19 protein-coding genes are annotated in these 22,667 nt (G+C 68.7%); 5 read left to right on the top strand and 14 right to left on the bottom strand.

From position 1 onward, the window contains the following. Nucleotides 1-3: 3 nt before the first annotated feature. From ligA to SK224_RS07875, 3 genes are all read right to left on the bottom strand, one after another. Nucleotides 4-2,340 (bottom strand): NAD-dependent DNA ligase LigA, encoded by a 2,337-nt coding sequence (gene ligA / locus SK224_RS07885; protein ID WP_413816767.1) that lies wholly within the window; start codon nt 2,338-2,340, stop codon nt 4-6. Nucleotides 2,341-2,401: 61 nt separating this feature from the next. Next, nucleotides 2,402-3,511, bottom strand: coding sequence for a tRNA 2-thiouridine(34) synthase MnmA (mnmA, locus tag SK224_RS07880; protein ID WP_320434176.1), 1,110 nt, complete (start codon nt 3,509-3,511; stop codon nt 2,402-2,404). 9 nt (nt 3,512-3,520) lie between these two features. Continuing rightward, nucleotides 3,521-4,705 (bottom strand): cysteine desulfurase family protein, encoded by a 1,185-nt coding sequence (locus SK224_RS07875; protein ID WP_320434175.1) that lies wholly within the window; start codon nt 4,703-4,705, stop codon nt 3,521-3,523. Between the two features lie 73 nt (nt 4,706-4,778). Here SK224_RS07875 and glgX point away from each other — a divergent pair, with 73 nt between their 5' ends. The 3 genes from glgX to glgB all read left to right on the top strand — a co-directional run bounded on the left by glgX (nt 4,779) and on the right by glgB (nt 11,141). Then, complete coding sequence (gene glgX, locus SK224_RS07870; RefSeq protein ID WP_320434174.1) at nt 4,779-6,863, top strand: glycogen debranching protein GlgX; 2,085 nt, start codon at nt 4,779-4,781, stop codon at nt 6,861-6,863. 61 nt (nt 6,864-6,924) lie between these two features. Continuing rightward, nucleotides 6,925-9,006: a maltotransferase domain-containing protein gene (locus tag SK224_RS07865; protein ID WP_320434173.1), complete on the top strand. Its 2,082-nt coding sequence runs from the start codon at nt 6,925-6,927 to the stop codon at nt 9,004-9,006. Continuing rightward, nucleotides 9,003-11,141, top strand: coding sequence for a 1,4-alpha-glucan branching protein GlgB (gene glgB, locus SK224_RS07860; RefSeq protein ID WP_320434172.1), 2,139 nt, complete (start codon nt 9,003-9,005; stop codon nt 11,139-11,141). The genes SK224_RS07865 and glgB overlap by 4 nt, the downstream gene beginning before the upstream one ends. 99 nt (nt 11,142-11,240) lie before the next feature. On the opposite strand, the gene SK224_RS07855 is transcribed toward glgB, so the two are convergent. After that, nucleotides 11,241-12,167 carry a tetratricopeptide repeat protein gene (locus SK224_RS07855; protein WP_320434171.1) on the bottom strand — a complete coding sequence of 309 codons (927 nt, stop codon included), beginning with the start codon at nt 12,165-12,167 and terminating at the stop codon, nt 11,241-11,243. Next, a complete protein-coding gene (locus SK224_RS07850) occupies nt 12,167-13,978 on the bottom strand; it encodes a glycosyl transferase (RefSeq protein WP_320434170.1) in 1,812 nt (603 codons plus the stop codon). The genes SK224_RS07855 and SK224_RS07850 overlap by 1 nt, the downstream gene beginning before the upstream one ends. A gap of 153 nt (nt 13,979-14,131) precedes the next feature. Between SK224_RS07850 and SK224_RS07845 the strand changes: the two genes are divergently transcribed. After that, on the top strand, nt 14,132-15,187 hold the full coding sequence (locus SK224_RS07845) for an AI-2E family transporter (RefSeq protein ID WP_320434169.1): 1,056 nt from the start codon (nt 14,132-14,134) through the stop codon (nt 15,185-15,187). Here SK224_RS07845 and SK224_RS07840 read toward each other — a convergent pair whose 3' ends face one another. From SK224_RS07840 to rpsB, 9 genes are all read right to left on the bottom strand, one after another. Further along, nucleotides 15,188-15,910 carry an alpha/beta hydrolase gene (locus SK224_RS07840; protein ID WP_320434168.1) on the bottom strand — a complete coding sequence of 241 codons (723 nt, stop codon included), beginning with the start codon at nt 15,908-15,910 and terminating at the stop codon, nt 15,188-15,190. Then, a complete protein-coding gene (locus tag SK224_RS07835) occupies nt 15,910-16,197 on the bottom strand; it encodes a hypothetical protein (RefSeq protein ID WP_320434733.1) in 288 nt (95 codons plus the stop codon). The genes SK224_RS07840 and SK224_RS07835 overlap by 1 nt, the downstream gene beginning before the upstream one ends. 2 nt (nt 16,198-16,199) lie before the next feature. Continuing rightward, the gene (locus SK224_RS07830) at nt 16,200-16,883 is read right to left on the bottom strand and encodes a transglycosylase SLT domain-containing protein (RefSeq protein WP_320434167.1); all 684 of its coding nucleotides are present in this window, start codon (nt 16,881-16,883) and stop codon (nt 16,200-16,202) included. A gap of 59 nt (nt 16,884-16,942) precedes the next feature. Continuing rightward, complete coding sequence (locus tag SK224_RS07825; RefSeq protein WP_320434166.1) at nt 16,943-17,560, bottom strand: DivIVA domain-containing protein; 618 nt, start codon at nt 17,558-17,560, stop codon at nt 16,943-16,945. Beyond that, nucleotides 17,557-18,585 carry a phosphatidate cytidylyltransferase gene (locus tag SK224_RS07820; RefSeq protein WP_320434165.1) on the bottom strand — a complete coding sequence of 343 codons (1,029 nt, stop codon included), beginning with the start codon at nt 18,583-18,585 and terminating at the stop codon, nt 17,557-17,559. Before SK224_RS07820 ends, SK224_RS07825 begins: the two co-directional genes overlap by 4 nt. Before the next feature lie 6 nt (nt 18,586-18,591). Then, nucleotides 18,592-19,146, bottom strand: a complete 555-nt coding sequence (gene frr, locus SK224_RS07815) for a ribosome recycling factor (protein ID WP_320434164.1) — start codon at nt 19,144-19,146, stop codon at nt 18,592-18,594. 63 nt (nt 19,147-19,209) lie between these two features. Continuing rightward, nucleotides 19,210-19,926, bottom strand: a complete 717-nt coding sequence (gene pyrH, locus SK224_RS07810; protein WP_320434163.1) for a UMP kinase — start codon at nt 19,924-19,926, stop codon at nt 19,210-19,212. A gap of 81 nt (nt 19,927-20,007) precedes the next feature. Next, a complete protein-coding gene (gene tsf / locus SK224_RS07805) occupies nt 20,008-20,835 on the bottom strand; it encodes a translation elongation factor Ts (protein WP_243227705.1) in 828 nt (275 codons plus the stop codon). A 99-nt stretch (nt 20,836-20,934) separates the two neighbouring features. Further along, nucleotides 20,935-21,837, bottom strand: coding sequence for a 30S ribosomal protein S2 (rpsB, locus tag SK224_RS07800; protein ID WP_320434162.1), 903 nt, complete (start codon nt 21,835-21,837; stop codon nt 20,935-20,937). Nucleotides 21,838-22,137: 300 nt separating this feature from the next. Between rpsB and SK224_RS07795 the strand changes: the two genes are divergently transcribed. Next, complete coding sequence (locus SK224_RS07795; protein ID WP_320434161.1) at nt 22,138-22,665, top strand: M23 family metallopeptidase; 528 nt, start codon at nt 22,138-22,140, stop codon at nt 22,663-22,665. The last annotated feature ends 2 nt before the right edge of the window (nt 22,666-22,667 follow it).

Raw genomic sequence — 22,667 nt, 5'->3', positions numbered from 1 at the left:
GGCTCAACCCGCATCGGGTGCCAGCGCATCGAGTGCCGCTGGGCCCTGCTCCACGAGGATGCGGAACTGCGCGGCATCGATGATGCGCACCCCGAGCTGTTCGGCCTTCGCCAGCTTGGATCCTGCGCCCGGCCCCGCCGCCACGAAGTCCGTCTTCTTCGAGACGCTGGAGCCTGCCTTCCCGCCGGCCGCGAGGATCGCCTCCTGCGCACCCTCTCGCGTGTAGCCCTCGAGGGTGCCGGTCGCCACGACCGTGAGTCCCTCGAGCACTCCACCCTCGACGACGGCGGCGCCGGGACCGGGGTGTCCGGGCGTGGACAGCTGTGCTCCCGCTGCTTCCCACTGCACGACGATCTCGCGGTGCCAGTCGACCTCGAACCAGGCGATGACCGCATCCGCGATGATGCCGCCCACCCCCTCGACGGCGGCCAGCTCTTCGCGGCTCGCCGAGCGGATCGCCGACACCGATCCGAACCACTGCGCCAGCGCCCGGGCTGCGACGGGTCCCACGTGACGGATGTTGAGGGCGACGAGGAAACGCCACAGCTCCTTCGTCTTCGCCTTTTCGAGTTCGTCGAGCAGCGTCAACGCCTGCGCAGACGGCTGCGGTGTCAGCAGACCGGACTTCCGCTCGGCGGGCGTGGGGTTGCGGCGGAACGGGGCACGACGCACCGGCTCGCCGGTGGCGTCGTCCAGCTTCGGTTCCCCCGTTTCCGCATCCCGGACGACGACCTCGATCGGAACGAGTTCCTCGAGCGTCAGATCGAACAGCCCCGCCTCCGTGTCCAGCGGCGCAGGTGCGTCGCCGTCCGCCTGTGTGAGCGCCGCCGCGGTCACCTCGCCGAGCGCCTCGATGTCGAGTGCGCCGCGTGAACCGATGTGCTCGACCCTGCCCCGCACCTGGGCAGGGCAGGAGCGGGCGTTCGGGCAGCGCAGATCGACGTCGCCCTCCTTCGCGGGTGCGAGCGGAGTGCCGCAGACGGGGCAGTCCTTCGGCATCACGAACGCGCGCTCGGAGCCGTCGCGCAACTCGACCACCGGGCCGAGCACCTCGGGAATCACGTCGCCGGCTTTGCGGAGCACGACCATGTCGCCGATCAACACGCCTTTGACCTTGACGACGTCCTGGTTGTGCAGCGTTGCCTGCCGTACGACCGAGCCCGCAACGCGCGCCGGTGCCATGACCGCGAACGGGGTTGCGCGGCCCGTACGCCCGACCGAGACGACGATGTCGAGAAGACGGGTGTTCACCTGCTCGGGCGGGTACTTGTAAGCGATCGCCCAGCGTGGCGCTCGACTCGTCGCGCCCAACTCGTCGTGGAGCGCGAGCTCGTCCACCTTGACGACGATGCCGTCGAGTTCGTGCTCCACATCGTGACGATGCTCGCCGTAGTGCGCCACGAACTCGAGGACGCCGTCGATGTCATCGAAGGTCTTGTAATAGGGACTCGTCGGCAGTCCCCACTCTGCGAGCAGGTCGTAGATCTCGCTCTGAGAGGCCACCGGGGGTGCGGTCCACGCGCCGATGCCGTGCACGAACAGCCGCAGCGACGCGAGACGAGCCCGCCCGGCCTCCAGCTCGAGGCCGTCCTTCTTTTCGAGTTGCTGGCGCAGTCCGCCACTGGCAGCGTTGCGCGGGTTCGCGAAAGCGGGGAATCGACGGTCAGCGCTGAGCCGGGCGCGCTCCTCGGTGAGGTTGCCCCGCTCACGAGCCTGCTCGATGATGCGTTCCCGCATCCGGGCTTGCAGGGCGTTGAGCTCCTCGAAGGCCGCGACCGGGATGAAGACCTCGCCGCGCACCTCGACGAGAGGGGGGTGTCCGGTGCCGTGCAGGCGTTCGGGGATGCCCTGGACGCGCACCGCGTTCACGGTGACGTCCTCGCCGATGCGCCCGTCGCCGCGCGTTGCGGCGGAGGTGAGCACCCCATTCTCGTAGCGGAGGCTGATCGCGAGCCCGTCGATCTTCAGCTCGGTCAGCCACCGCACCGGCCGGCCCGCCGACCCCTGGGCCTTGACGCACCAGTCCCGCAGCTCGTCCGGGCTGAAGACGTTGTCGAGGCTCAGCATCCGCTCGGCGTGCTCGACGGGTGCGAACATCGTGGTCGATGCCGCGCCGACGCTGAGCGTAGGTGAATCCTGCGTCTGCACTTGCGGATGCAGCCGCTCCAGCTCTTCGAGCCGGCGGATCCAGCCGTCGTAGGTGGCGTCGTCGACGAGCTCGGCGTCTTCGCCGTAGTACGCATCGCGCGCGCCGAGGATGCGCTCCGTCAGCTCCGCCACTTCCGCACGAACCTGGGCGAGAGTCGTGTCATCGTCGATCGAGTCACCGGCTTGCGTCACGGATCGAGTCTAGGTCCGCCCTCCGACACCGCCAGGTCGGTGCGCGGCGCCGGTCTCGCCCCTAGGATGCGGCGACGGCGTCGACAGGCACGGCCGAAACCGTGCGGTCCACCGTGAACTGGCCGAGCACGCGCGTGGCCAGATAGAGCACGGCCGTCTGACCGGGTGCCACGCCGTCGAACGGCTCCGCCGGACGCACGACGACGCCGTCGTCGGTCACGTGCGCCTGCGCCGCCACCGGATCGGCGTGGGCGCGGATCTGCACCTCGCAGCGAAATGCGGATTCGGTCGGAGCAGCGCCCGCCCAGCTGACCCGCGCGCCGGCGATCTCGGCCGTCGCCAGCGCCTCCTTCGGCCCCACCACGACGGTGTTGCTCACCGGACGTACTTCGAGCACGAAACGCGGCTTGCCATCGGATGCGGGGACGCCGAGCTGCAGCCCGCGACGTTGCCCGACGGTGAACGCATGGGCCCCGTCGTGGCGCCCGACGACGGCGCCCTCGCGGTCGAGGATGTCACCCTGCTCGGCGCCCACGCGCTCGGCGAGCCAGCCACGGGTGTCACCGTCGGGGATGAAGCAGATGTCGTGGCTGTCGGGTTTCTGGGCGACCGTGAGACCGCGCTCGGCGGCCTCCGCACGCACGAGCGCCTTCGACGGGGTGTCGCCCAACGGGAAGTAGGTGTGCGCGAGCTGCTCGGCCGTCAGGACGCCGAGCACATACGACTGATCCTTGGCCTGGTCGCTCGCCCGGTGCAGCTCCCGACCCTCGGGGCCGTCGACGAGCAGTGCGTAGTGCCCGGTGCAGACGGCGTCGAAGCCCAGCTCGAGCGCACGCTCGAGCAACGCCGCGAACTTGATCCGCTCGTTGCAGCGCATGCACGGGTTCGGTGTGCGCCCGGCCCGGTACTCCGACACGAAATCCTCGATCACGTCGTCGCGGAAGCGCTCCGAGAAGTCCCAGACGTAGAAAGGGATGCCGAGCTTGTCCGCCGCGCGACGGGCGTCCATCGCATCCTCGATCGTGCAGCAGCCGCGGCTGCCGGTACGCAGCGTTCCCCCGGCGCGCGAAAGCGCGAGGTGGACTCCGACGACGTCGTGTCCGGCGTCGACGGCCCGCGCCGCCGCCACGGCCGAATCGACACCACCGCTCATCGCCGCCAGAATCCGCATCATCCCAGTCTACGAGGGCGAGGCGGTACGGGCTCCGGCAGCGCGCGCCCGCTCCGCAGCCCACGGCAGGGCCTCGAGGAACGCATCGACGTCGTCCGGGGTCGTGGTGCGGCCGAGAGTAATCCGCAGCACCGAACGCGCCGCGTCCTCGTCACGCCCGAGCGCGCGCACGACGTGGGAGGGTTCGGGGATGCCTGCCTGACACGCGGAGCCCGTCGAGACCGCGATACCGCGGGTGTCGAGCAGGAACAACAGCGTCTCCCCCAGCGCACCGGGCACCAGCAGATGCGCGTTGCCGGGGATGCGGTGCTCGGGGTCGCCGAGCAGCTCGAGTCCCGGAACGCTCGCGCACGCCTGCCTCACCAACCGGTCACGTAGTGCGCCGAGGCGCACGGCCTCCGCATCCCTCTCGGTCGCCGCGAGTTCCGCCGCCACGGCGAAGGCCGCAGCGCCCGCGATGTCCTGCGTGCCGGCCCGCAGCCCCCGCTGCTGCGCGCCCCCGTGCATCTGCGCACCGATCCGCGCGGATCGAGCACTGATCAGAGCGCCCGTGCCCACCGGTCCGCCGACCTTGTGCGCCGACAGGCTCATCGCCACCAGCCCTACACCCGCCGGAGCATCGCCTCGCCACCGCCGGAAATCCACGGGCACCTGGCCGAACGCGGCCACGGCATCCAGATGCAGCGGCACGTCGGCGGATGCGGCGCTCGCGGCCATCCCCGCCGCATCGGAAACGGTGCCGACCTCGTTGTTGGCGACCAGCGCCGTTGCGAATGCTGCGCCGTCGAGCGCCGCGGCGAAGCCATCGAGGTCGATCGCGCCGAGCGAGCTCAGCCGCACGGATCGCACCTCCGCGTGCTCTGCGTCGACGACCGACGCGACCGAATCGATCGTCGCGTGGTGCTCCCCGTCAGGCAGCACGATCGCCTCCGCGCCGGCGGCGCGGGTCACCCACATGCCCTTGACCGCGAGGTTCACCGCCTCGGTTCCGCCGGAGGTGAACACGACTTCGATGGGATCCGCGCCGACGACCGCCGCGAGCCGTTCCCGGGCGTCCTCCAGCACACGCCGCGCCGCCTGTCCCCCGCCGTGCACAGAAGAGGCGTTTCCCGTCGTCGCCGCCGCCTCGACCCAGGCCTCGCGCGCCTCGGGACGCAGCGGACTCGATGCCGCATGGTCCAGATAGATGTGCACCCGTCCACTGTCGCACGCGCTGCCGCACCGGGCGTCATCAGTTCGTCATGCGCCGATGGCTAGGGTTATGGGCATGGTCAGCCCGACAACGACCTCCGTTCCCGCGCTCTCGCAGGTCCTCGATCCCGCGCTCGAGGACCTCGGTGTGCGCCTGCACGAGAACGGCGGCACTCTGCGCGTCTTCTCGCAGGCGGCCGACTCCCTCGACGTGGTGATCTTCGACGCCGATGATCTCGACTGGGCGACGGCGATCCTGCCGATGCAGCGTCGCGAGCGAGGGGTCTGGGAGATCACCTCCGAGCTCCTTGTCGCCGGCGCACGCTACGCACTGCGCGCCGCGGGCCCTTTCGGGGCCGGCAACATCTTCAATCCGCAGTCGCTGCTGCTCGATCCGTACGCCCGCGGCATCGTGAGCGGCGGCTTCGGCGACTGGCGTTCGGTCGTCGTCGACCGAGGCTTCGACTGGGGCGAGGTACGCAAGCCCGCCGTACCGCTGGATCGGACGGTCATCTACGAGGCGCACGTCAAGGGCATGACGAAGCGGCATCCCGGTGTCCCAACAGCTCTCCACGGCACGTACGCGGGTCTCGCGCATCCCGCCATGATCGAGTACTTCCTCGAGCTGGGCATCACGACGATCGAGCTGCTGCCCATCCATGCGTTCGCGTCCGAACCGCGCCTGCTGCAGTTGGGACTCGACAACTACTGGGGCTACAACACCCTGGGCTTCTTCGCACCGCACGCCGCCTACGCGACCGACCAGGCGCGCCGCGAGGGTCCGGATGCGGTTCTTCGCGAGGTCAAAGGGATGGTGAAGCTCCTCCACCAGGCCGGCCTCGAGGTCGTCCTGGACGTCGTCTACAACCACACCGCGGAAGAGGGCATCGGCGGGCCGCGATCGAGCCTGCGCGGACTCGACAACCGCGCCTACTACCGACAGCAGGACGACGGCACGTACATCGACGTCACCGGATGCGGAAACTCTGTCAACACGGCGACGGATGCGGGCGCGCGTCTCGTGCTGGATTCGCTGCGCTATTGGGCGCGCGACGTGCAGATCGACGGTTTCCGGTTCGATCTGGCCACCACCCTCGGGCGCGACGATCAGCATCGCTTCACGCCGGATCATCCCCTCCTGCGTGCCATCGCCGAGGACCCGGAACTCGCGGACACGAAGAAGATCGCCGAGCCGTGGGATGTCGGCATGGGCGGGTGGCAGACGGGGAACTTCGGCGACGGCTGGCACGAGTGGAACGACCGGTACCGCGACCGCGTGCGCAACTTCTGGCTCTCGGACGTCGACTACGCGCGCCGCGCCTCCACGGCGCCCGTGGGCATCGGCGGGTTCGCCACGCGCCTCGCGGGCTCCTCCAACACGTTCAGCGCCGAGCGGGGTCCGCTGGCGTCCATCAACTTCGTGACCGCCCACGACGGCTTCACACTCAACGACCTCGTCTCGTACGACGTCAAGCACAATCTCGGCAACGGCGAGCACAACCGCGACGGAGCCGACACGAACCGCTCTTTCAACCACGGCGCGGAGGGAGCGACCGACGACGAGCGGATCCTCGCTACCCGCCGAAAGGCGATGCGCAACCTCATGGGCACGCTCCTGCTGTCGGCGGGGATCCCGATGATCACCGCCGGCGACGAGTTCGGCCGGACTCAGCGCGGCAACAACAACGCGTACTGCCACGACTCGGCTCTCACCTGGCTGTCGTGGGAGCATCGCCCGTGGCAGCAGGAGCTCTTCGCGCACGTCCGGCGCCTGATCGAGCTGCGCGCCGAGAATCCCGCGCTGCGCCCGATCCGCTTCGCTCGCCTCGACGAGGAGACGCCGTCCGCGTCGGTCATGGAGTGGTACGACGAGCGCGGCGAGACCATGTCGGGCGAGCGATGGAACGATCCCGCGCACCGAACGCTCCAGTACGTCGCGGCGTCGACCCCGGAGTTCGAGGAGTTCAACCGCATCCTGCTCATCGTGCACGGCAACGAGACCCCGGTGGACGTGCGCCTTCCGGTCATCGACGGAGTCAGCCGCTACGTGTCGCTCTGGTCCAGTGCGGAGGAGTCGCCCTCGCTGGAGGCACCCGTCCTGGCACCGGGCGACGTCGTTCCCACTCCCCCGACCTCGATGCATCTGTTCCGCGCCGAATAGCACGTTCGCACCGCCCGCGTCACGCCTGTCGTGCCGCACCCGCCCGCGATAGGTTCGCTGTGTGGCCACTCCGACACGATCGCTCCCCGTCCGCACTCAACGAAGCGGTGCCGAGATCCCGCTGCGCGCGGTCGCAGCGCCCGCGCCCGCCGACACGCTGACCGGCCGCATCCCGCTCAGCGCCGAACGACCCTCGACGCCCGACCCCCGCTTCGACCCTTCCGCTTTCGCCGGCGAGGTCGTGCCGTTCCGCGTGCGTGCGTTCCGAGAGGGGCACGACCTGATCGGTGTGCAGCTGCGGCTGACCGCTCCCGACGGCAGCGAATCGCTGCATCGGCTCGACGCCCACGACGACGGGTTGGATACCTGGGGCGTCCTGGTGACGCTGCTCGCACAGGGGACGTGGCGCTTCCGCTTCGAGGCTTTCGCCGACCGGTACGCCACCTGGCGGCACGCGGCCGAGCTGAAGATTCCCGCCGGCGTCGATGTGGCGCTCATGCGCGAGATCGGAGCGCGCCTGTTCGGCGACGCCGCCGCGGAGAAGGACCGCCCCGCCGCGGAACGGCGTCTGCTGACCGAGCAGGCCGCCCTCCTGCGCGCGAGCGACCTCGACGACGAGGCCGCCCTCGCGGTCGTGCACGACGATCGCATCGCAGCCGCCTTCACGACCCGACCGCTCGGCGAGCTCTGGACCCTTGGCGCGACGCACCAGATCCTCGTCGAGCGCGAGCGAGCGGGCGTGGGCGCCTGGTACGAGTTCTTCCCTCGGTCCGAGGGAGCGAAGCGGCGCGCGGACGGGACGATCGAGCCGGGCACTTTCCGTACGGCCACCGACCGGCTCCCCGGTGTCGCGGCGATGGGGTTCGATGTGCTGTACCTGCCGCCGATCCATCCGATTGGCCGCACCCACCGGAAGGGGCCGAACAACACGCTGAACGCGGGCACCGCCGACCCCGGGTCGCCGTGGGCGATCGGTGCGCCGGAGGGCGGCCACGACGCCGTCCACCCGGAACTCGGCTCGCTGGCCGACTTCCGCGCCTTCGTGGCCGCCGCCGCCTCTGCCGGCATCGAGATCGCGCTGGATCTGGCGTTGCAGGCCTCTCCCGACCACCCCTGGGTGACGGAGCACCCGGAGTGGTTCACGACCCTTCCCGACGGAACGATCGCCTACGCGGAGAACCCGCCGAAGAAGTACCAGGACATCTATCCCGTCAACTTCGACAACGACCCCGAGGGCATCCGGGCCGAGGTGCTGCGGATCGTGCGCCACTGGATCGCCCAGGGGGTGAGGATCTTCCGTGTCGACAATCCCCACACCAAGCCCCTGCAGTTCTGGGAATGGCTCATCCGCACCGTCCGCGACGAGGCGCCCGACGTGGTCTTCCTCGCGGAGGCCTTCACCAGGCCCACGCCTCTGCGCGGGCTCGCGCAGGCGGGATTCCAGCAGAGCTACACGTACTTCACCTGGCGCAACTCGAAGGCCGAGCTCGAGGAGTTCCTCGACTCGCTCGCGCACGAGACCGACGACTACCTGCGCCCGAACCTCTTCGTCAACACCCCCGACATCCTGACCGAGTACCTCCAGTACGGAGGACGCGCGGCCTACCGCATCCGCGCGACGATCGCGGCGACGGCGGCCCCGACCTACGGCGTCTACGCCGGGTACGAGTTGTTCGAGAACGTCGCGCGACCGGGCAGCGAAGAGAACATCGACAACGAGAAGTACGAGTACAAGCTCCGCGACTGGAACCGGGCCGAAGCCGACGGCGACTCCCTCGCGCCGTACCTCACCCTCCTCAACCGCATCCGCCGCGAGCATCCCGCGCTGCGCCAGCTGCGCAATCTCCAGGTCCAGCACAGCGACGACGATGCGATCCTGGTGTATTCGAAGCACCTCGATGGCGCTCTCAGCGAGAGCGGCGAGAGCGACACGATCATCGTGGTCGTGAACGTCGATCCTCACTCGGCCCGCGAGACGACCGTGCATCTGGACACCGAGGCATGGGGCATCCCCGCGGGAGCGCCGTACATCGTCCAAGACCTGGTGACAGGTACCACCTGGACCTGGACCGACCACAACTATGTGCGGCTGGACGCGTTCCGCGAGCCCGCGCACATCCTGCACGTGAAGGGCCTCGCATGAGCGTCATCGAACCCCGGGTGCTCGACACCGTCGCCACCGGCTCCTACTACGCCCCGCACGATGTGCTGGGTCTGCACCCCGACGGTGCCGCCGGCGGGGTGATCCGCGCTCGGCGGCCGCTGGCCGCATCCGTCACGGCCGTCTTCGCCGATGGTCGTGAGGTCGAACTCGAACATGCCCGCGCGGGCATCTGGGAGGGGGCGTACCGGGGAGATGCGGGCGCGTATCGTCTGACGGCAACGTACGAGGGCTCCGCTGCGCACACCGCTGACGACCCGTACCGGTTCTCGCCCACGGTCGGGGAGCTCGACCTTCACCTCATCCGCGAGGGTCGCCACGAGCAGCTGTGGCAGGTGCTCGGCTCCCACGTGCGCGACCACGAGGGCGTCGCGGGGACATCCTTCGCCGTGTGGGCCCCGCACGCGCAGGCCGTCCGCGTCGCCGCCGACTTCAACGGCTGGGACGGTCAGTCGCACAGCATGAGGTCCATGGGCGCGAGCGGCGTGTGGGAGCTCTTCGTGCCGGGCGTCGGGGCGGACAGCACTTACAAGTACGAGCTCCTCACTCGGGACGGCCGCTGGATTCTCAAGGCGGATCCGATGGCGCGGAGGGCCGAGCTGCCCCCGGCGACGGCCTCGGTCGTGACCGCGTCGAGTCACGAGTGGCAGGACGACGCGTGGATCGCCGAGCGCGCCTCCAGCCAACCGCTCGAACGCCCGATGTCGGTGTACGAGCTGCACCTCGGCTCCTGGCGGCCGGGGCTGGGCTATCGCGACGCCGCCGACCCGCTCATCGAGTACGTGAGCGCGCAGGGGTTCACGCACGTCGAGTTCCTTCCGCTCGCGGAGCATCCCTTCGGCGGTTCGTGGGGATACCAGGTGAGCGGCTACTACGCGCCGACGAGCCGGTTCGGCTCACCCGACGACCTCCGCTACCTCATCGACCGACTGCACGGTGCCGGTATCGGCGTGATCATGGACTGGGTGCCGGGCCACTTCCCGCGTGACGAGTTCGCTCTCGCTCGCTTCGACGGCGAGGCCCTCTATGAGCACCCGGATCCCCGACGCGGCGAGCACAAGGACTGGGGAACGCTGATCTTCGACTACGGCCGGGCCGAGGTGCGCAATTTCCTCGTCGCCAACGCGCTGTACTGGTTCGACGAGTTCCACGTCGACGGTCTCCGCGTGGATGCGGTCGCCTCCATGCTGTACCTCGACTATTCCCGTGAGGCCGGCGAGTGGGAGCCGAACATCTACGGAGGCCGCGAGAACCTGGAGGCGATCCAGTTCCTCCAGGAGACCAACGCGACCGTCTACAAGAAGTTCCCCGGCATCGCCATGATCGCGGAGGAGTCGACGAGCTACCCGGGTGTCACCGCCCCGACCAGCGCCGGGGGCCTCGGGTTCGGGTTCAAGTGGAACATGGGATGGATGAACGACTCACTCGTCTACATCTCGCGCGATCCGCTCTACCGTGCGCACCACGAGGGCGAGCTGTCCTTCTCTTTCGTGTACGCGTTCAGCGAGAACTATGTGCTTCCCATCAGTCACGACGAAGTCGTGCACGGCAAGGGCTCCCTGTTCGCGCGGATGCCCGGGGACCATTGGCAGAAGCTCGCGGGAATGCGCCTCTTCCTCTCCTACATGTGGGCCCACCCCGGCAAACAGCTGCTGTTCATGGGCCAGGAGTTCGGACAGATCGCCGAGTGGTCCGAGTCGCGCTCGCTCGAGTGGTGGCTGCTCGACCAGCCCGCCCACCGGGAACTCGGCGACTTCGTCGCCGCCCTCAACGCCACGTACCGCGATACGCCGTCATTGTGGCAACGGGATGCGGACGGCTCTGCGTTCTCGCGCATCGGCGGACCCACGTGGAACCCGAACGTCTCGGCGTTCGTCCGATGGGATGGCGAAGGCCGGCCGCTCGTGGCGATCTTCAACTTCTCGGGCGCACCGCTGCACGACTACGAGCTCGATCTGCCGCTCGCGGGCGTCTGGCAGGAGCTGCTCAACTCCGACGCATCCGCGTTCGGAGGGTCCGGGGTCGGCAACCTCGGAGCGGTGACCGCCGACGCATCCGGGCGGGCACGCCTGACGCTGCCGCCGCTCGGAGCGCTCTGGCTCTCCCCCGCGGACTGACCCTGAGGACACCCTCGGTTTGGGGCGCGATTCGTGCGTCGGAGCGTGATTTACGCGCCCCAAGGCAAGGATCGCGCCCCGAACCCGGGCGCCTCGGCGTCAGAACAAGAGCGAGGCGAGGCGTCCGCGCGCGCGGATGACGCGGGGATCCGCGTCGCCGACCAGGCCGAACAGCTCGAGCAGACGTGCCCGGACCGGCGCACGGTCGTCTGCCGGCAGCGCGGCGAACAGATCGAGCAGACGTCCGAACGCATCGTCCACATGGCCGCCCGAGATGTCGAGGTCGGCCACGAGGAGCTGCGCGTCGACATCGGTGGGCGCGGCAGCGGCAGCGGCCCGCGCCTGCTGAAGATCTGCGCCCTGCACCCGCTGCAGCAGACGCACCTGTCCGAGTCCGGCGTGGGCATCGGCGTCGCGCGGATTCTCTGCGAGCGCACGCTCATAGGCGACCGCAGCCCGTTCGTAGTCGCCCTCCTCGATCGCAGCGAAGGCCTCCGCGTGCAGAGGTGGCAGCGGGGGCTCCTCGGGAGCGTCCTCGGCGCTCCCGAGGCCGGCGTCGACTGTCCCTGTGACACCGTTCTGCGCCGCGAGTTGAAGGAGCTGCGAGAAGACCTCTCGGACCTGCTCCTCGGGAACGGCACCGGTGAACAGCGGAACCGGCTGGCCGCCGACCAGCGCCACGACCAGCGGGATGGACTGCGCGCGGAAGCCCTGCGCGATCTGCGGGTTCGCGTCCACGTCCACTTTCGCCAGGACGAGACGACCAGCCAGCTCCTCGACGACTTTCTCGAGGATGGGGCTGAGCTGCTTGCAGGGGCCGCACCACTCGGCCCAGAGGTCCACGACGACCGGGACCGTGCGCGAAAGCTCGAGGATCTGCCCGAACGTCGCGTCGGTGACGTCGCGCACCAGAGAGCCGGACGCCGGCGCGGACGGCGCAGCACTCGAGCCCGGTGCGGGCCGGTTGCGCAGAGCGGAGAGATCGACGGCGCCGCGTAGGACGGCTCCGGGGGCCTGATCGGACATCACAGAACCTTCGCTTCCAGGATGTTGGAGGTGTAACCGAGGAGTCGGATCTTCTCTGAGGAGCCCTGCGCCGGCACGTAGAAGAACAACTGGTCGGCGAACGTCGAGCTCACCCCGGTGGCGGATTCCGACACACCGGTCAGCGCTTGAACGGTCGGATTGTCGGTCAACTTGATGACGACGTCACCGCTGTTCGGTGTGACCGTGTCGACCTCGTTGACGGAAACGGCGACGATCGCACCACTCTCGAGAGTCGCCAGGGCGAGCGGCGTCTGACTGCCCGCTTGGGCAGCGAATTGGATGGTGCCGGTCGAGGCGCCGGTCTCATTGAACTTGTCGCGGCGCTCCTGCCGGTTCGCGGCGACGTTCTGGCTGAACAGGTCGGTCTGCTCATCGAACAGTCCGATGGATGCGCTGTCCTTGCCGTTGTTCAGCACGTCGGCGTAGGCCTCCGCCAACTTGTCCGGCGCGACCGTCAGGAACGACGACTCCGGCGGCACCTGCGAGGCGCCGATGTAAGCGGGTGCGAGGTCGGGCATCTCGACCGATCCCAGCAGATCCCCGATGTAGGACAGCTTGTAGTCGGCCCACTGATCGGCCTGCGTCAGGAACATGATCGTGGATACGGGGCCCTGCGCGCCTTCCTTCTGCACGACGGCCATCACGGTCCGCGGCCACTCGTCGAACGCCTGCGGCAGGATGATCTGCGTCGGCTCGGCCGGAATGGGAGGCAGCGCCGCTTCGTCGGCGAGGGCGCCGCGCAGCACGTAGTTGGTGTTGCGCTCGGCCAGCGCGGCTCCTTCGAGCCGGGTGGCCGCGAGGTTCGCGTCGCGCGCCTCGTCGGCGGACGCCACCGTCGTCGAGATACGCTGCAGGATCGTCTGGGCCTGCGCCTCGGTCACTGCAGGAGCCTGCTGGTCGGCGGAATCGACGATCGCCGCGGTCCCTGAAGGCGTCGGCGTCGGGGCTAGATCCGGCCACGCGTCGGGAGAGCATCCGGTGAAGACGAGCGCACCGACCACCACCACCGGGATGGCGAGGAAGGGACGACGCGAGGAGCGTCGCGACGGGCTGGCGCTGATCACGCCCTTGGCCCCCGGCTCGACGGCGAGATCGATCGGCTGCGTCTCCGGCAGGGGCGGCGGCGCCTTGCGGCGCGGACCGCGCGAGCGCCGGTCGTGTCTGATGGCCAGGATGTACAGCACGATCCCTGCCACGAGCGCTACGCCTCCCAGAAGCATCAGGGGTCCCGCCCACGGCGTCGTCTGCGCGATGTTCCAGGTGATGCTGGCTTCGGTGGGAGCGGGCTTCGTCCCGTCTGAGGCGATCAGCACGCTCATCGAGTCGGGCAGCTGCAGGGGGACGCTGACCGCGCGGTCGTCGCTGTACTGAGCGAGCCAGAGGTCAGACCCCGAAGGATTGCGGTTCTCTGTCGTCGGCGCGGTCTCGGACTGATCACTCTCACCCGCCGCATCCGCTGTGGACACCTGAGGCTCGATCACCGCGGCGTTCAGAACGCCGTCCTGCCCCGCGGAGACTTCGTTGTAGGTCTGATCGGAGAGCCAGGCACGCATGTCAGCGGTGCGGCCGTAAGCGACGAAGACGCCGTCGGAGGAGGAGACGCGCAGCGTCTGCGTGCCGGGAAGCGAGGTCAGGACGCCGCCGTCGACCATGGTGTACGCCGCGCCTTCCGCAGCGGGGATGTCGGCGCTCTGAGTGGACGGACCGTAGAAGACGGTCCGTTGAGCGATGCCTGCCCCGATGAGCAGAGCGGCCAGCACGAAGGCCGCGACGGCCCAGACGAAACGCACGAAATCTTCCTCCCATGCCCGCGGAGCGGAACGATCCGACATTCGAGACTAGCCGAGACGCCTGTGTGTTGCGCGAGAGGGGGTCGCTCCCGCTTCGACGGGGACGTCACCCGTATCGTGTGTGCAGCACGTTCCGCTCGCCGAGGAGGCACTGTGAAGCTTCACAACCCGTTCCGCATCGCCTTCGTCGGCACGCTCGGTGTCGGCCTGGGGCTTCTGCTCATCGGCAGCGTGCAGACTCTGTCAACGATCCTTCTCTACATCGGTACGGCGCTCTTCCTCTCGCTCGGCCTCGAGCCCGTGGTGGCGTGGTTGACAAGACGACGGCTGCCCCGCTGGTCCGCCGTGCTGGTGACCGTCCTCGGCGTCCTAGCCATCTTCGCCGGGATCGTCTGGATGGTCGTGCCGATCATCGTGAGCCAGGTCAGCCAGCTGGTCGAGGAGGTCACGCGGTTCCTGCAGAGCACATCGTGGCAGGACGTCAAGAACTGGATCCACTCGGTGTTCCCGGGAATCCAGGACAGCACGATCGACGACACCGTGTCGAATGTCCAGAACTGGGCGATCTCGAACTGGGGGAACATCACCGGCGGCGTCATCAACGCGAGCCTCGCGTTCCTGGGCGGCCTGACGGGCGCCTTCATCGTCCTGATCCTCACGATCTACTTCACCGCGTCGACCCCGAACCTCAAGGCTGCCGTCTACAGCCTCGTCCCCGCTTCGCGCCGTCCGCGATTCATCGAGCTGTCCGAGCAGATCACCGACTCGGTCGGCTACTACGTCATGGGACAGGTCAGCCTCGGCGTGATCAACGGCGTATTGAGCGCCATCTTCCTGACGATCATCCAGGCGCCGTTCCCCGCTGTGCTGGCCGTGATCGCGTTCTTCTTCTCGCTCATCCCCCTGGTCGGAACGCTGACGGGCTCGGTCATCATCGTGCTGACCTGTCTCATCCCCGGCCTGGGCTCGCCGACGACCGCGCTCACCGCCGCCATCTGGTACGTGATCTACATGCAGCTCGAGGCCTACCTGGTTTCGCCGCGGATCATGAGTCGCGCCGTCGCCGTCCCCGGCGCCGTGGTCGTGATCGCGGCCCTCGCCGGCGGATCGCTGCTCGGACTCCTCGGCGCTCTCGTCGCGATCCCGGTCGCCGCGAGCATCCTGATCATCTATCGACAGGTGATCGTCCCACGCATGAACGAACGCTGATCAACCCTGCGGCCCCTCCCAGTGGGTCGGAAGGGGCGCGGCTGCAGGGTTGACGACCTCGACGATCTCGTCCAGCACGCGACGGGTCTGAGCCTCCCCCACCCACAAGTGCTTTCCGCCCTCCACAGGGATCAGGGTCATGTCGGGGACCGACGCGAACCGGCGACGCGCCTCGTCGGGGCGCAGATAGTCGTCGAACTCCGGAATGAGCGCGACCAGTCGTCGAGGATCTCCTCGCCAGGCGGCGATCTCCTTCTCACTGGCGCGGTGCAGCGGAGGCGAGAGCAGGATGGCCCCATCGACCGCGTGCTTCCTGCCGTACTTCAGCGCGAGCTCGGTGCCGAAAGACCAGCCGACGAGCCACGGATGCGGCAGCGCGCGCTCCGCGACGAAATCCATCGCCGCGGCGACATCGGCTTCTTCACCGATGCCCTCCTCGAACTGGCCGTCGCTCCGTCCGCGCGGTGACGACGTGCCCCGCGTGTTGAATCGGAGCACGGCGAGGTCCGCAAGAGCCGGCAGGCGGGCCGCCGCCTTGCGGAGGATGTGCGAGTCCATGAACCCGCCGTGGGTGGGCAGCGGATGAAGCGTCACGAGCGTGGCGACGGGCTCTCTCTCGAGCGGAAGCGCCAGCTCTCCCACCAGATCGAGCCCGTCCGCCGTACGCAGAACGATGTCCTCGCGCCGAGCCGGAAGCACACTCGCGCCACGGATCTCAGCCATCACGCCACCTTCCAACAGTGAGAATGCCAGTGCCGACGCGCCGCGAGGTCGGCGGCGTCACCCATGACGCCGTCGGCACGCCACACCACGAGGTGGGCGGCTCCCGTCGGGATGACGCGGTGACAGCCGGGGCAGGTGTACTCCTTCACGGCCTGCATGGCCGAAATCGGCTGTACGGTCCATTCGCGGCCGCCGCGCATCTCTGTGCGCTTGAAGCCAGACAGCAAGCGCTGGAACGACTCTTCGGAGCCGGAGTGCTCGGGGCGGCGTCGACGCGATCGCGCCACGGTCACCACCAGTTGTTGTTGATCCAGAAGTTGTACGCGCCCGCCCAGCTGCCGTAGCGACCCACGGCGTAGCCGTTCGCCCAACGCAGGTTGTCGACCGGGTCGTATCCGTTGCCGGGAACCTTACTGCACGGCAATGCCTGGACGAGACCGCACGCTCCCGAACTGCGGTTCGTGGCGTTGGGGTTCCAGCCGCTCTCCTTGGAGACGATGTAGTCGACGTAGCCCCAGTCGCTCTCGGCGAGACCTGCGGCCGCCATCCACTCGGAGGGGGCTCCGCCGCCGGAGTAGAACGGAGTCGCCGGCGACGCCGCTGCGACCTTCGGCTCCGGCGGAGGCGGCGGCTTGGGCTTCTCGAACGCGCTGTACGAGTCCCGGTCGAGCGAAACGACGGCTCCGGATGCAACGACGAGACTCTGCGCGTCCTCGAGCGTGCTCGAGTACACCGTTTCGGTCTCTGACTGCGCGGGCGCCGCATCAGTGAGTGCGAATGCGGCAGGTCCGACGGATGCGGCAGCGAATGCCAGTGCGGCGACACCGGCGAATACCCCGACGACCCCACGACGCCGCGACCAACGAGCGCTCGTCGCGACCTTCGAAGCGGGTGCCGAGGCCGGAGCCACCAGCGCTCGAGCAGACCGTCGGGTCAGCGGCGCCGGGTTTCGGGTGTCATCTCCGGAAGTCACGATCTCACGATTGTAACGATTCGGCCCTGAGAACGCCATGCGAGCCCGCACGGCGCCGATCAACCGACCGCCAGCATGATCTCGACGACGGCGTCGAGCACCGCGTCCACCTGCGTCTCGCGGTATCCCCCGCGTTGCATCCGGAACGCGACCGAACGCACCTGCTCGACGGTGAGACCCGTGCCGTCGGTGAGGTAGCCCGCGATCCGGTCGGCCACGAGGTCGACTTCCTCCACGCGATACCCGTAGTGGACGAACGAGACGCGGTCGAAGCGGTGTCTGCGGTCGCGCCCCAGTCGGTCGAGCACGATCTGCGCGTCTTCACGCTGCTGCTGCACCCACGCCCGTGCGCCCATGCGGGCGATGGTCTGCTGACGCTCCTGAGCGGCGAATGCGTCTTCCACGCGACCGAGTGCGGCGTCGACCGGCACGATCGCGTACCCGCCGCGCACGAGCGCGAACGATACATCCCGGACGTCGGAAGAACCGACCGCCGTCTCCCCGGGCGCATCGGACTCGAAGGCCTCCCGCGCACGCGCGAGGAAGGCATCGACAGCGGCAGGGTCGTAGCCCTTGGCCCGCCCCTGCACACGGGGAAACGCGTTGTGGTGCGACGGAACGGAGATCGCCGTATCGTCACCGCGCTGCTCGAGCGCGGACTCGTCGTGGACTGTCATGAAACCGCCAGAGGTGTCAGCAGGTAGAACAGAGCAAGAGCTGCGGGCGCGGACGGGAGGATGGAGTCGAGGCGATCGAGCACACCGCCGTGCCCCGGCAGCCACGAGCTCATGTCCTTGATGCCGAGATCGCGCTTGAGCATGGATTCACCGAGGTCACCGGCGGTCGCCGTGCCGAGGATGACCAGGCCGAAGATGATGCCGGTCCACCAGGGCAGCCCGAGCATCAGCCACGACAGCAGGATCCCCGCGACAACGGCTGCGAGGGCCGCCCCGGCGAAGCCTTCCCAGGTCTTCTTAGGGCTGATGCGCGGGGCCATCGGGTGGCGACCGAGCGTCAGACCCGTCACGTAGGCGCCCGTGTCCGACGCGATCGCCACGATGAGGAAGGCCATGACCCACCACTCGCCGTGTTCCTGGCGCAGCAGCACCAGCGCGAGGCTCGCGAGGAATGACACGTAGACAGGCAGAAGCGCCCCGGCCAGCACGTCATCCACGACGGCGGCGTAGCGCCGACCGTCCCTCGCTATCATCTGCCCGAGCAGACGCCACACCACGATAAGGACGACCGCGACGAACAGGGACACCCAGTGGAGCCAGAGATCGAGGAAGTAGGCCGACAGCAGGATCATCACCCCGCCCGCGAGCTGGGGAACGATGTCGATCTTGCGACCCGAGGCCTGCAGTGCGCGCGCGAACTCGAAAGTACCCAGCAGAGCGACGCCTACGCCGAAGATCAGGAACGGCCACTTCACGAAGACGAGCGCCACCAACACGACGGCTCCGATCGCGACACCGATCACGATGGCGAGGATCAGGTCTCGGCCGGTGCGCTGCTTGATGCGCTCGTTCGCCTCCTCGAACTCCGCTCGCGCGTGCGCGACCTGCAGTTCGAACTCATTCCGTCGCGCCCGGATCGGCGACGACTGGCGTTCCGCCCCGGCGCGGTCGCGCCCCGGCGGCACTCCTTGCCCCGGCGCCGCACCCTCTGGTGCGACCCCGGCGGCATCGGATGCGTCGGACATGCCTCGTCAGACCTCGAGGAGCTCGGCTTCTTTGCGCTTGAGCGCCTCGTCGATCGCGTCGACGTGCGAGCGCGTCAGAGCGTCGAGGTCCTTTTCCGCGCGCACGAGGTCGTCCTCGCCGACTTCGGACTTGAGCGCGTCGAGCTCGTCCTTGGCCTTGCGACGGATGCCGCGCACATGAACCTTCGCGTCCTCACCCTTGCTGCGCACGAGCTTGACGTACTCCTTGCGGCGATCCTGCGTGAGCTCGGGCATCGTGACGCGGATGATGTTGCCGTCGTTCGTGGGGTTGGCCCCGAGATTGGGCATGTCGCGGATCGCCTGCTCGATCGCCTTCAGCGCCGACTTGTCGTAGGGCGTCACGATGATCGTGCGCGCCTCCGGGTTGTTGAGCGACGCGAGCTGCGCGAGTGGAGTCGGGGTGCCGTAGTACTCCACGTTCAGCTTCTGGAAGAGCTGCGGGTTGGCGCGCCCGGTTCGGACGGTCGAGAAGTCTTCCTTGGCCGCTTCCACGGCCCGTTCCATACGTCCGGCGGTTTCGGTCAGCACATCGGCGATCACGGTAACTCCCTCATATCCAGCAGTTTTCGAGTCTAGTGGCGGGGTGGCCCCCGCACGCGGAGGTCACGCCGTGACGAGCGTGCCGATCTCGTCGCCGCGCAGGGCGCGCGTGACGTTGCCTGCGGGCTCCATTCCGAACACCCGCATGTCGATGCGGTTGTCCATGCAGAGGCTGAAGGCCGTGGAGTCGACCACCTTGAGTCCCTGCATGAGCGCATCGTTGTAAGTGATCCGGTCGAGCTTGACCGCCGAGGAGTCCTTGTTGGGGTCTGCCGTGTAGACCCCGTCCACACCGTTCTTCGCGACGAGGACCTCGTCGGCGCCGATCTCGAGCGCACGCTGCGCCGCGACGGTATCCGTGGAGAAGTACGGGAGGCCCGCTCCCGCACCGAAGATCACGACCCTCCCCTTGGCCATGTGTCGCTGCGCGCGACGCGGGATGTAAGGTTCGGCGACCTGCGTCATCTCGATCGCGGACTGAACGCGGGTCGCGGCACCGGCCTGCTCCAGGAAGTCCTGCAGAGCGAGCGCGTTCATGACCGTGCCGAGCATGCCCATGTAGTCCGCACGACCGCGGTCCATGCCGCGCTGGCTGAGCTCGGCGCCACGGAAGAAGTTGCCGCCACCGACGACGATCGCGATCTCGACCTCGTCGACCGCCGCGGCGATCTCACGAGCGATCTGGCTCACGATGTCGGGGTTGACCCCCAGCGAGCCGGCCCCGAAGGCCTCCCCGGAAAGCTTCAGAAGGACGCGACGGCGCCCGGTCGATTCGTCCATGTGTGCGTCCTCTTCTCGTCGGGTCAAAACTACGGCATGCGAAAGGCCCGCACCGACGACGATGCGGGCCTTTCGAGCGACTTACGCGCCGACCTTGAAGCGGGCGAAGTCGGTGAGGGTGAGCCCCGCGTCGGAGGCGACCTTCGCGACGGACAGCTTGTTGTCGCGCGCGTAGTCCTGATCGAGCAGGGCGACCTGCTTGAAGAACGCGTTCACGCGACCCTCGACGATCTTCGGCAGCGCGGCCTCGGGCTTGCCCTCGTTGCGGGAGATCTCGGTGACGATCTCGCGCTCCTTCTCGACGTCGGCCTCGGGCACGTCGTCGCGGGAAAGGTAGGAGGGGTTCGCGAACGAGATGTGCTGCGCGATGCTGCGCGCCGTCTCCGCGTCGTCACCCGAGTAGATCAGCACGACGCCGACCTGCGGCGGGAGGTCCTTGCTGGTCTTGTGGAGGTACACCTCGGCGTGGTCGCCCGAGAGAGTGCGCACACGACGCAGTTCGACCTTCTCGCCGATGATGGCGGCCTCGTCGGAGATGAGCTGCTCGACGGTCTTGCCGTCCACTGGCGCGGCCAGCGCGGCCTCGACGGAGTCGGCGGCGACGGCGGCAGCAGCCTCGACGACCTTGTCTGCCAGAGCGATGAAGCGCTCGTTCTTGGCGACGAAGTCGGTCTCGGTGTTCAGCTCGATGAGCGTGACCTTGCCGTCGACCTCGCGCGCGGCCACGAGGCCCTCGCTGGTCGAACGGTCCGCACGCTTCGCGTTGCCCTTCGCGCCCTTGAGGCGGAGGATCTCGACGGCCTTCTCGAGGTCGCCGTCGGCTTCCTCGAGCGCCTTCTTGGTGTCGACCATGCCCGTGCCGAGCTGCTCGCGCAGAGCCTTGATGTCGGCGATGGTGAAGTTTGCCATGAGTGGCGGCTCCTTCTGTTGGGAGAGTTCTCGCGGATGCCGATCGGCGCGGCCGGTTCGCGGCCGCGCCGATCGTAGCGGGTCCAGGGGACGCGCTGATTACTTGTCGGTGGCCTCGGCCTCGGCGACGGCCTCGACGCTCTCACCCGAAGCGGCAGCGACGGCCTCGACCTGCTCCTCGGCAGCCGCCTCGTCTGCGGCGGACTCGGTCGATGCGACGACCGCGTCAGCGCCTTCGGCGACGGGAGCACCCTGCTCGAGGAGCTCGCGCTCCCACTCGGCCAGGGGCTCTTCGGCACCCGACTCGGGGTTGTGCTTCTGCTGCAGGCCTTCGGCAGCGGCGTCCGCGATGATGCGCGTCAGCAGCGAGACGGAGCGGATCGCGTCGTCGTTGCCGGGGATCGGGAACTGGAACTCGTCCGGGTCGGCGTTCGTGTCGAGGATGCCGATGACCGGGATGCCCAGCTTGATGGCTTCATCGACGGCGAGGTGCTCGCGCTTGGCGTCGACGATCCAGATGGCCGACGGGGTCTTGGTGAGGTTACGGATACCGCCGAGCGACTTGTGAAGCTTGTCGAGCTCGCGCTTCTTGAGCAGCAGCTCCTTCTTCGTGAAGCCGCTGGCCGCCGGGTCCTCGAAGTCGAGCTCTTCGAGCTCCTTCATGCGGGCGAGACGCTTGCTGACGGTCGAGAAGTTGGTCAGCAGGCCACCGAGCCAGCGCTGGTTCACGTAGGGCTGGCCCACGCGCGTCGCCTGCTCGGCGATGACTTCCTGCGCCTGCTTCTTGGTGCCGACGAACAGAACCGTGCCACCGTGAGCGACGGTCTCCTTGACGAACTCGTACGCCTTGTCGATGTACGACAGCGACTGCTGGAGGTCGATGATGTGGATGCCGGAGCGCTCCGTGAGGATGAAGCGCTTGACCTTCGGGTTCCACCGGCGGGTCTGGTGTCCGAAGTGGACGCCGCTGTCGAGCAGCTGGCGAATGGTGACGACGGCCATGGCCGTTCTCCTTCTGTTGCGGTTGTTCGCGTCGAACCGATCGGTCGACGAGCCTGGTGCCCGGCACGCACCCGCCCGTCCGAAGACGGGACCGTAGGGTGGATATGCCGCGGGTTCTTCCCACTCGGGGCACGCGGAGTCACCTCGACATGCGAGGCGCGCCTCAAGTGTATCAGCCGCCAGCCCGCCCCACGGCGTCGGCGAGCGAGCTCTCCTCCCCCGCCGTCACACCCGGGCGAGCCGTCCCCGCCACCGCGTGCGCGGACCGCACGGGCCGCGATCCCGGGGCACGGTGAGGACATGCCCGCACTCACCCGCGTCCGCCGCGCCGCCGCACTCGCCGTCGGTCTGCTCGTTCTCGCGGCCCCCTCGGCCGCAGCCGCCGGGTCACCGGCGGCCCGCACCACCGCATCCGCTACGGACGAGGGGAACTCGTGGACGTGGCCCGTCCTGGGCCGCGTGCTCGAGCCCTACCGGCAGCCCGCCCACGACTACGCGGCCGGGCATCGCGGGATCGATATCGAGGCCGGCAGCGACACCGTCGTCGCCCCCGATGACGGGGTGGTCCTCTTCGCCGGAATCGTCGTCGATCGCCCCGTCATCACGATCGACCATGGGGATGGCCTGGTGAGCACGCTCGAGCCCGTCGCCACGACACTGTCGCCGGGAACCAGGCTGAGCGCCGGCGACGTCGTGGGAACGCTGGCCGACGGCGGGCACGCCACCGGTGGCACTGTCCATCTCGGCGCGCGACGCGACGGCGTCTACATCAACCCACTGCTCCTGCTGGGCGGCGTGCCCCGCGCCGTTCTGCTGCCGTGCTGCTGAGG

It is taken from the genome of Microbacterium sp. BG28, assembly GCF_034044005.1.
Classification (GTDB): Bacteria; Actinomycetota; Actinomycetes; order Actinomycetales; family Microbacteriaceae; genus Microbacterium.
The sequence above is the reverse complement of the archived record's forward strand: the minus strand, read 5'-3'. Positions and strand labels throughout refer to the sequence as shown.

Excerpts from the sequence above, each read along its gene's own strand:
- mnmA (WP_320434176.1), bottom strand. The coding sequence starts at position 3,511 with ATGCGGATTCTGGCGGCGATGAGCGGTGGTGTCGATTCGGCCGTGGCG.
- glgX (WP_320434174.1), top strand. The coding sequence starts at position 4,779 with ATGGTCAGCCCGACAACGACCTCCGTTCCCGCGCTCTCGCAGGTCCTC.
- glgB (WP_320434172.1), top strand. The coding sequence starts at position 9,003 with ATGAGCGTCATCGAACCCCGGGTGCTCGACACCGTCGCCACCGGCTCC.
- SK224_RS07855 (WP_320434171.1), bottom strand. The coding sequence starts at position 12,167 with ATGTCCGATCAGGCCCCCGGAGCCGTCCTACGCGGCGCCGTCGATCTC.
- SK224_RS07840 (WP_320434168.1), bottom strand. The coding sequence starts at position 15,910 with ATGGCTGAGATCCGTGGCGCGAGTGTGCTTCCGGCTCGGCGCGAGGAC.
- SK224_RS07825 (WP_320434166.1), bottom strand. The coding sequence starts at position 17,560 with ATGACAGTCCACGACGAGTCCGCGCTCGAGCAGCGCGGTGACGATACG.
- SK224_RS07820 (WP_320434165.1), bottom strand. The coding sequence starts at position 18,585 with ATGTCCGACGCATCCGATGCCGCCGGGGTCGCACCAGAGGGTGCGGCG.
- pyrH (WP_320434163.1), bottom strand. The coding sequence starts at position 19,926 with ATGGACGAATCGACCGGGCGCCGTCGCGTCCTTCTGAAGCTTTCCGGG.
- tsf (WP_243227705.1), bottom strand. The coding sequence starts at position 20,835 with ATGGCAAACTTCACCATCGCCGACATCAAGGCTCTGCGCGAGCAGCTC.
- rpsB (WP_320434162.1), bottom strand. The coding sequence starts at position 21,837 with ATGGCCGTCGTCACCATTCGCCAGCTGCTCGACAGCGGCGTCCACTTC.
- SK224_RS07795 (WP_320434161.1), top strand. The coding sequence starts at position 22,138 with ATGCCCGCACTCACCCGCGTCCGCCGCGCCGCCGCACTCGCCGTCGGT.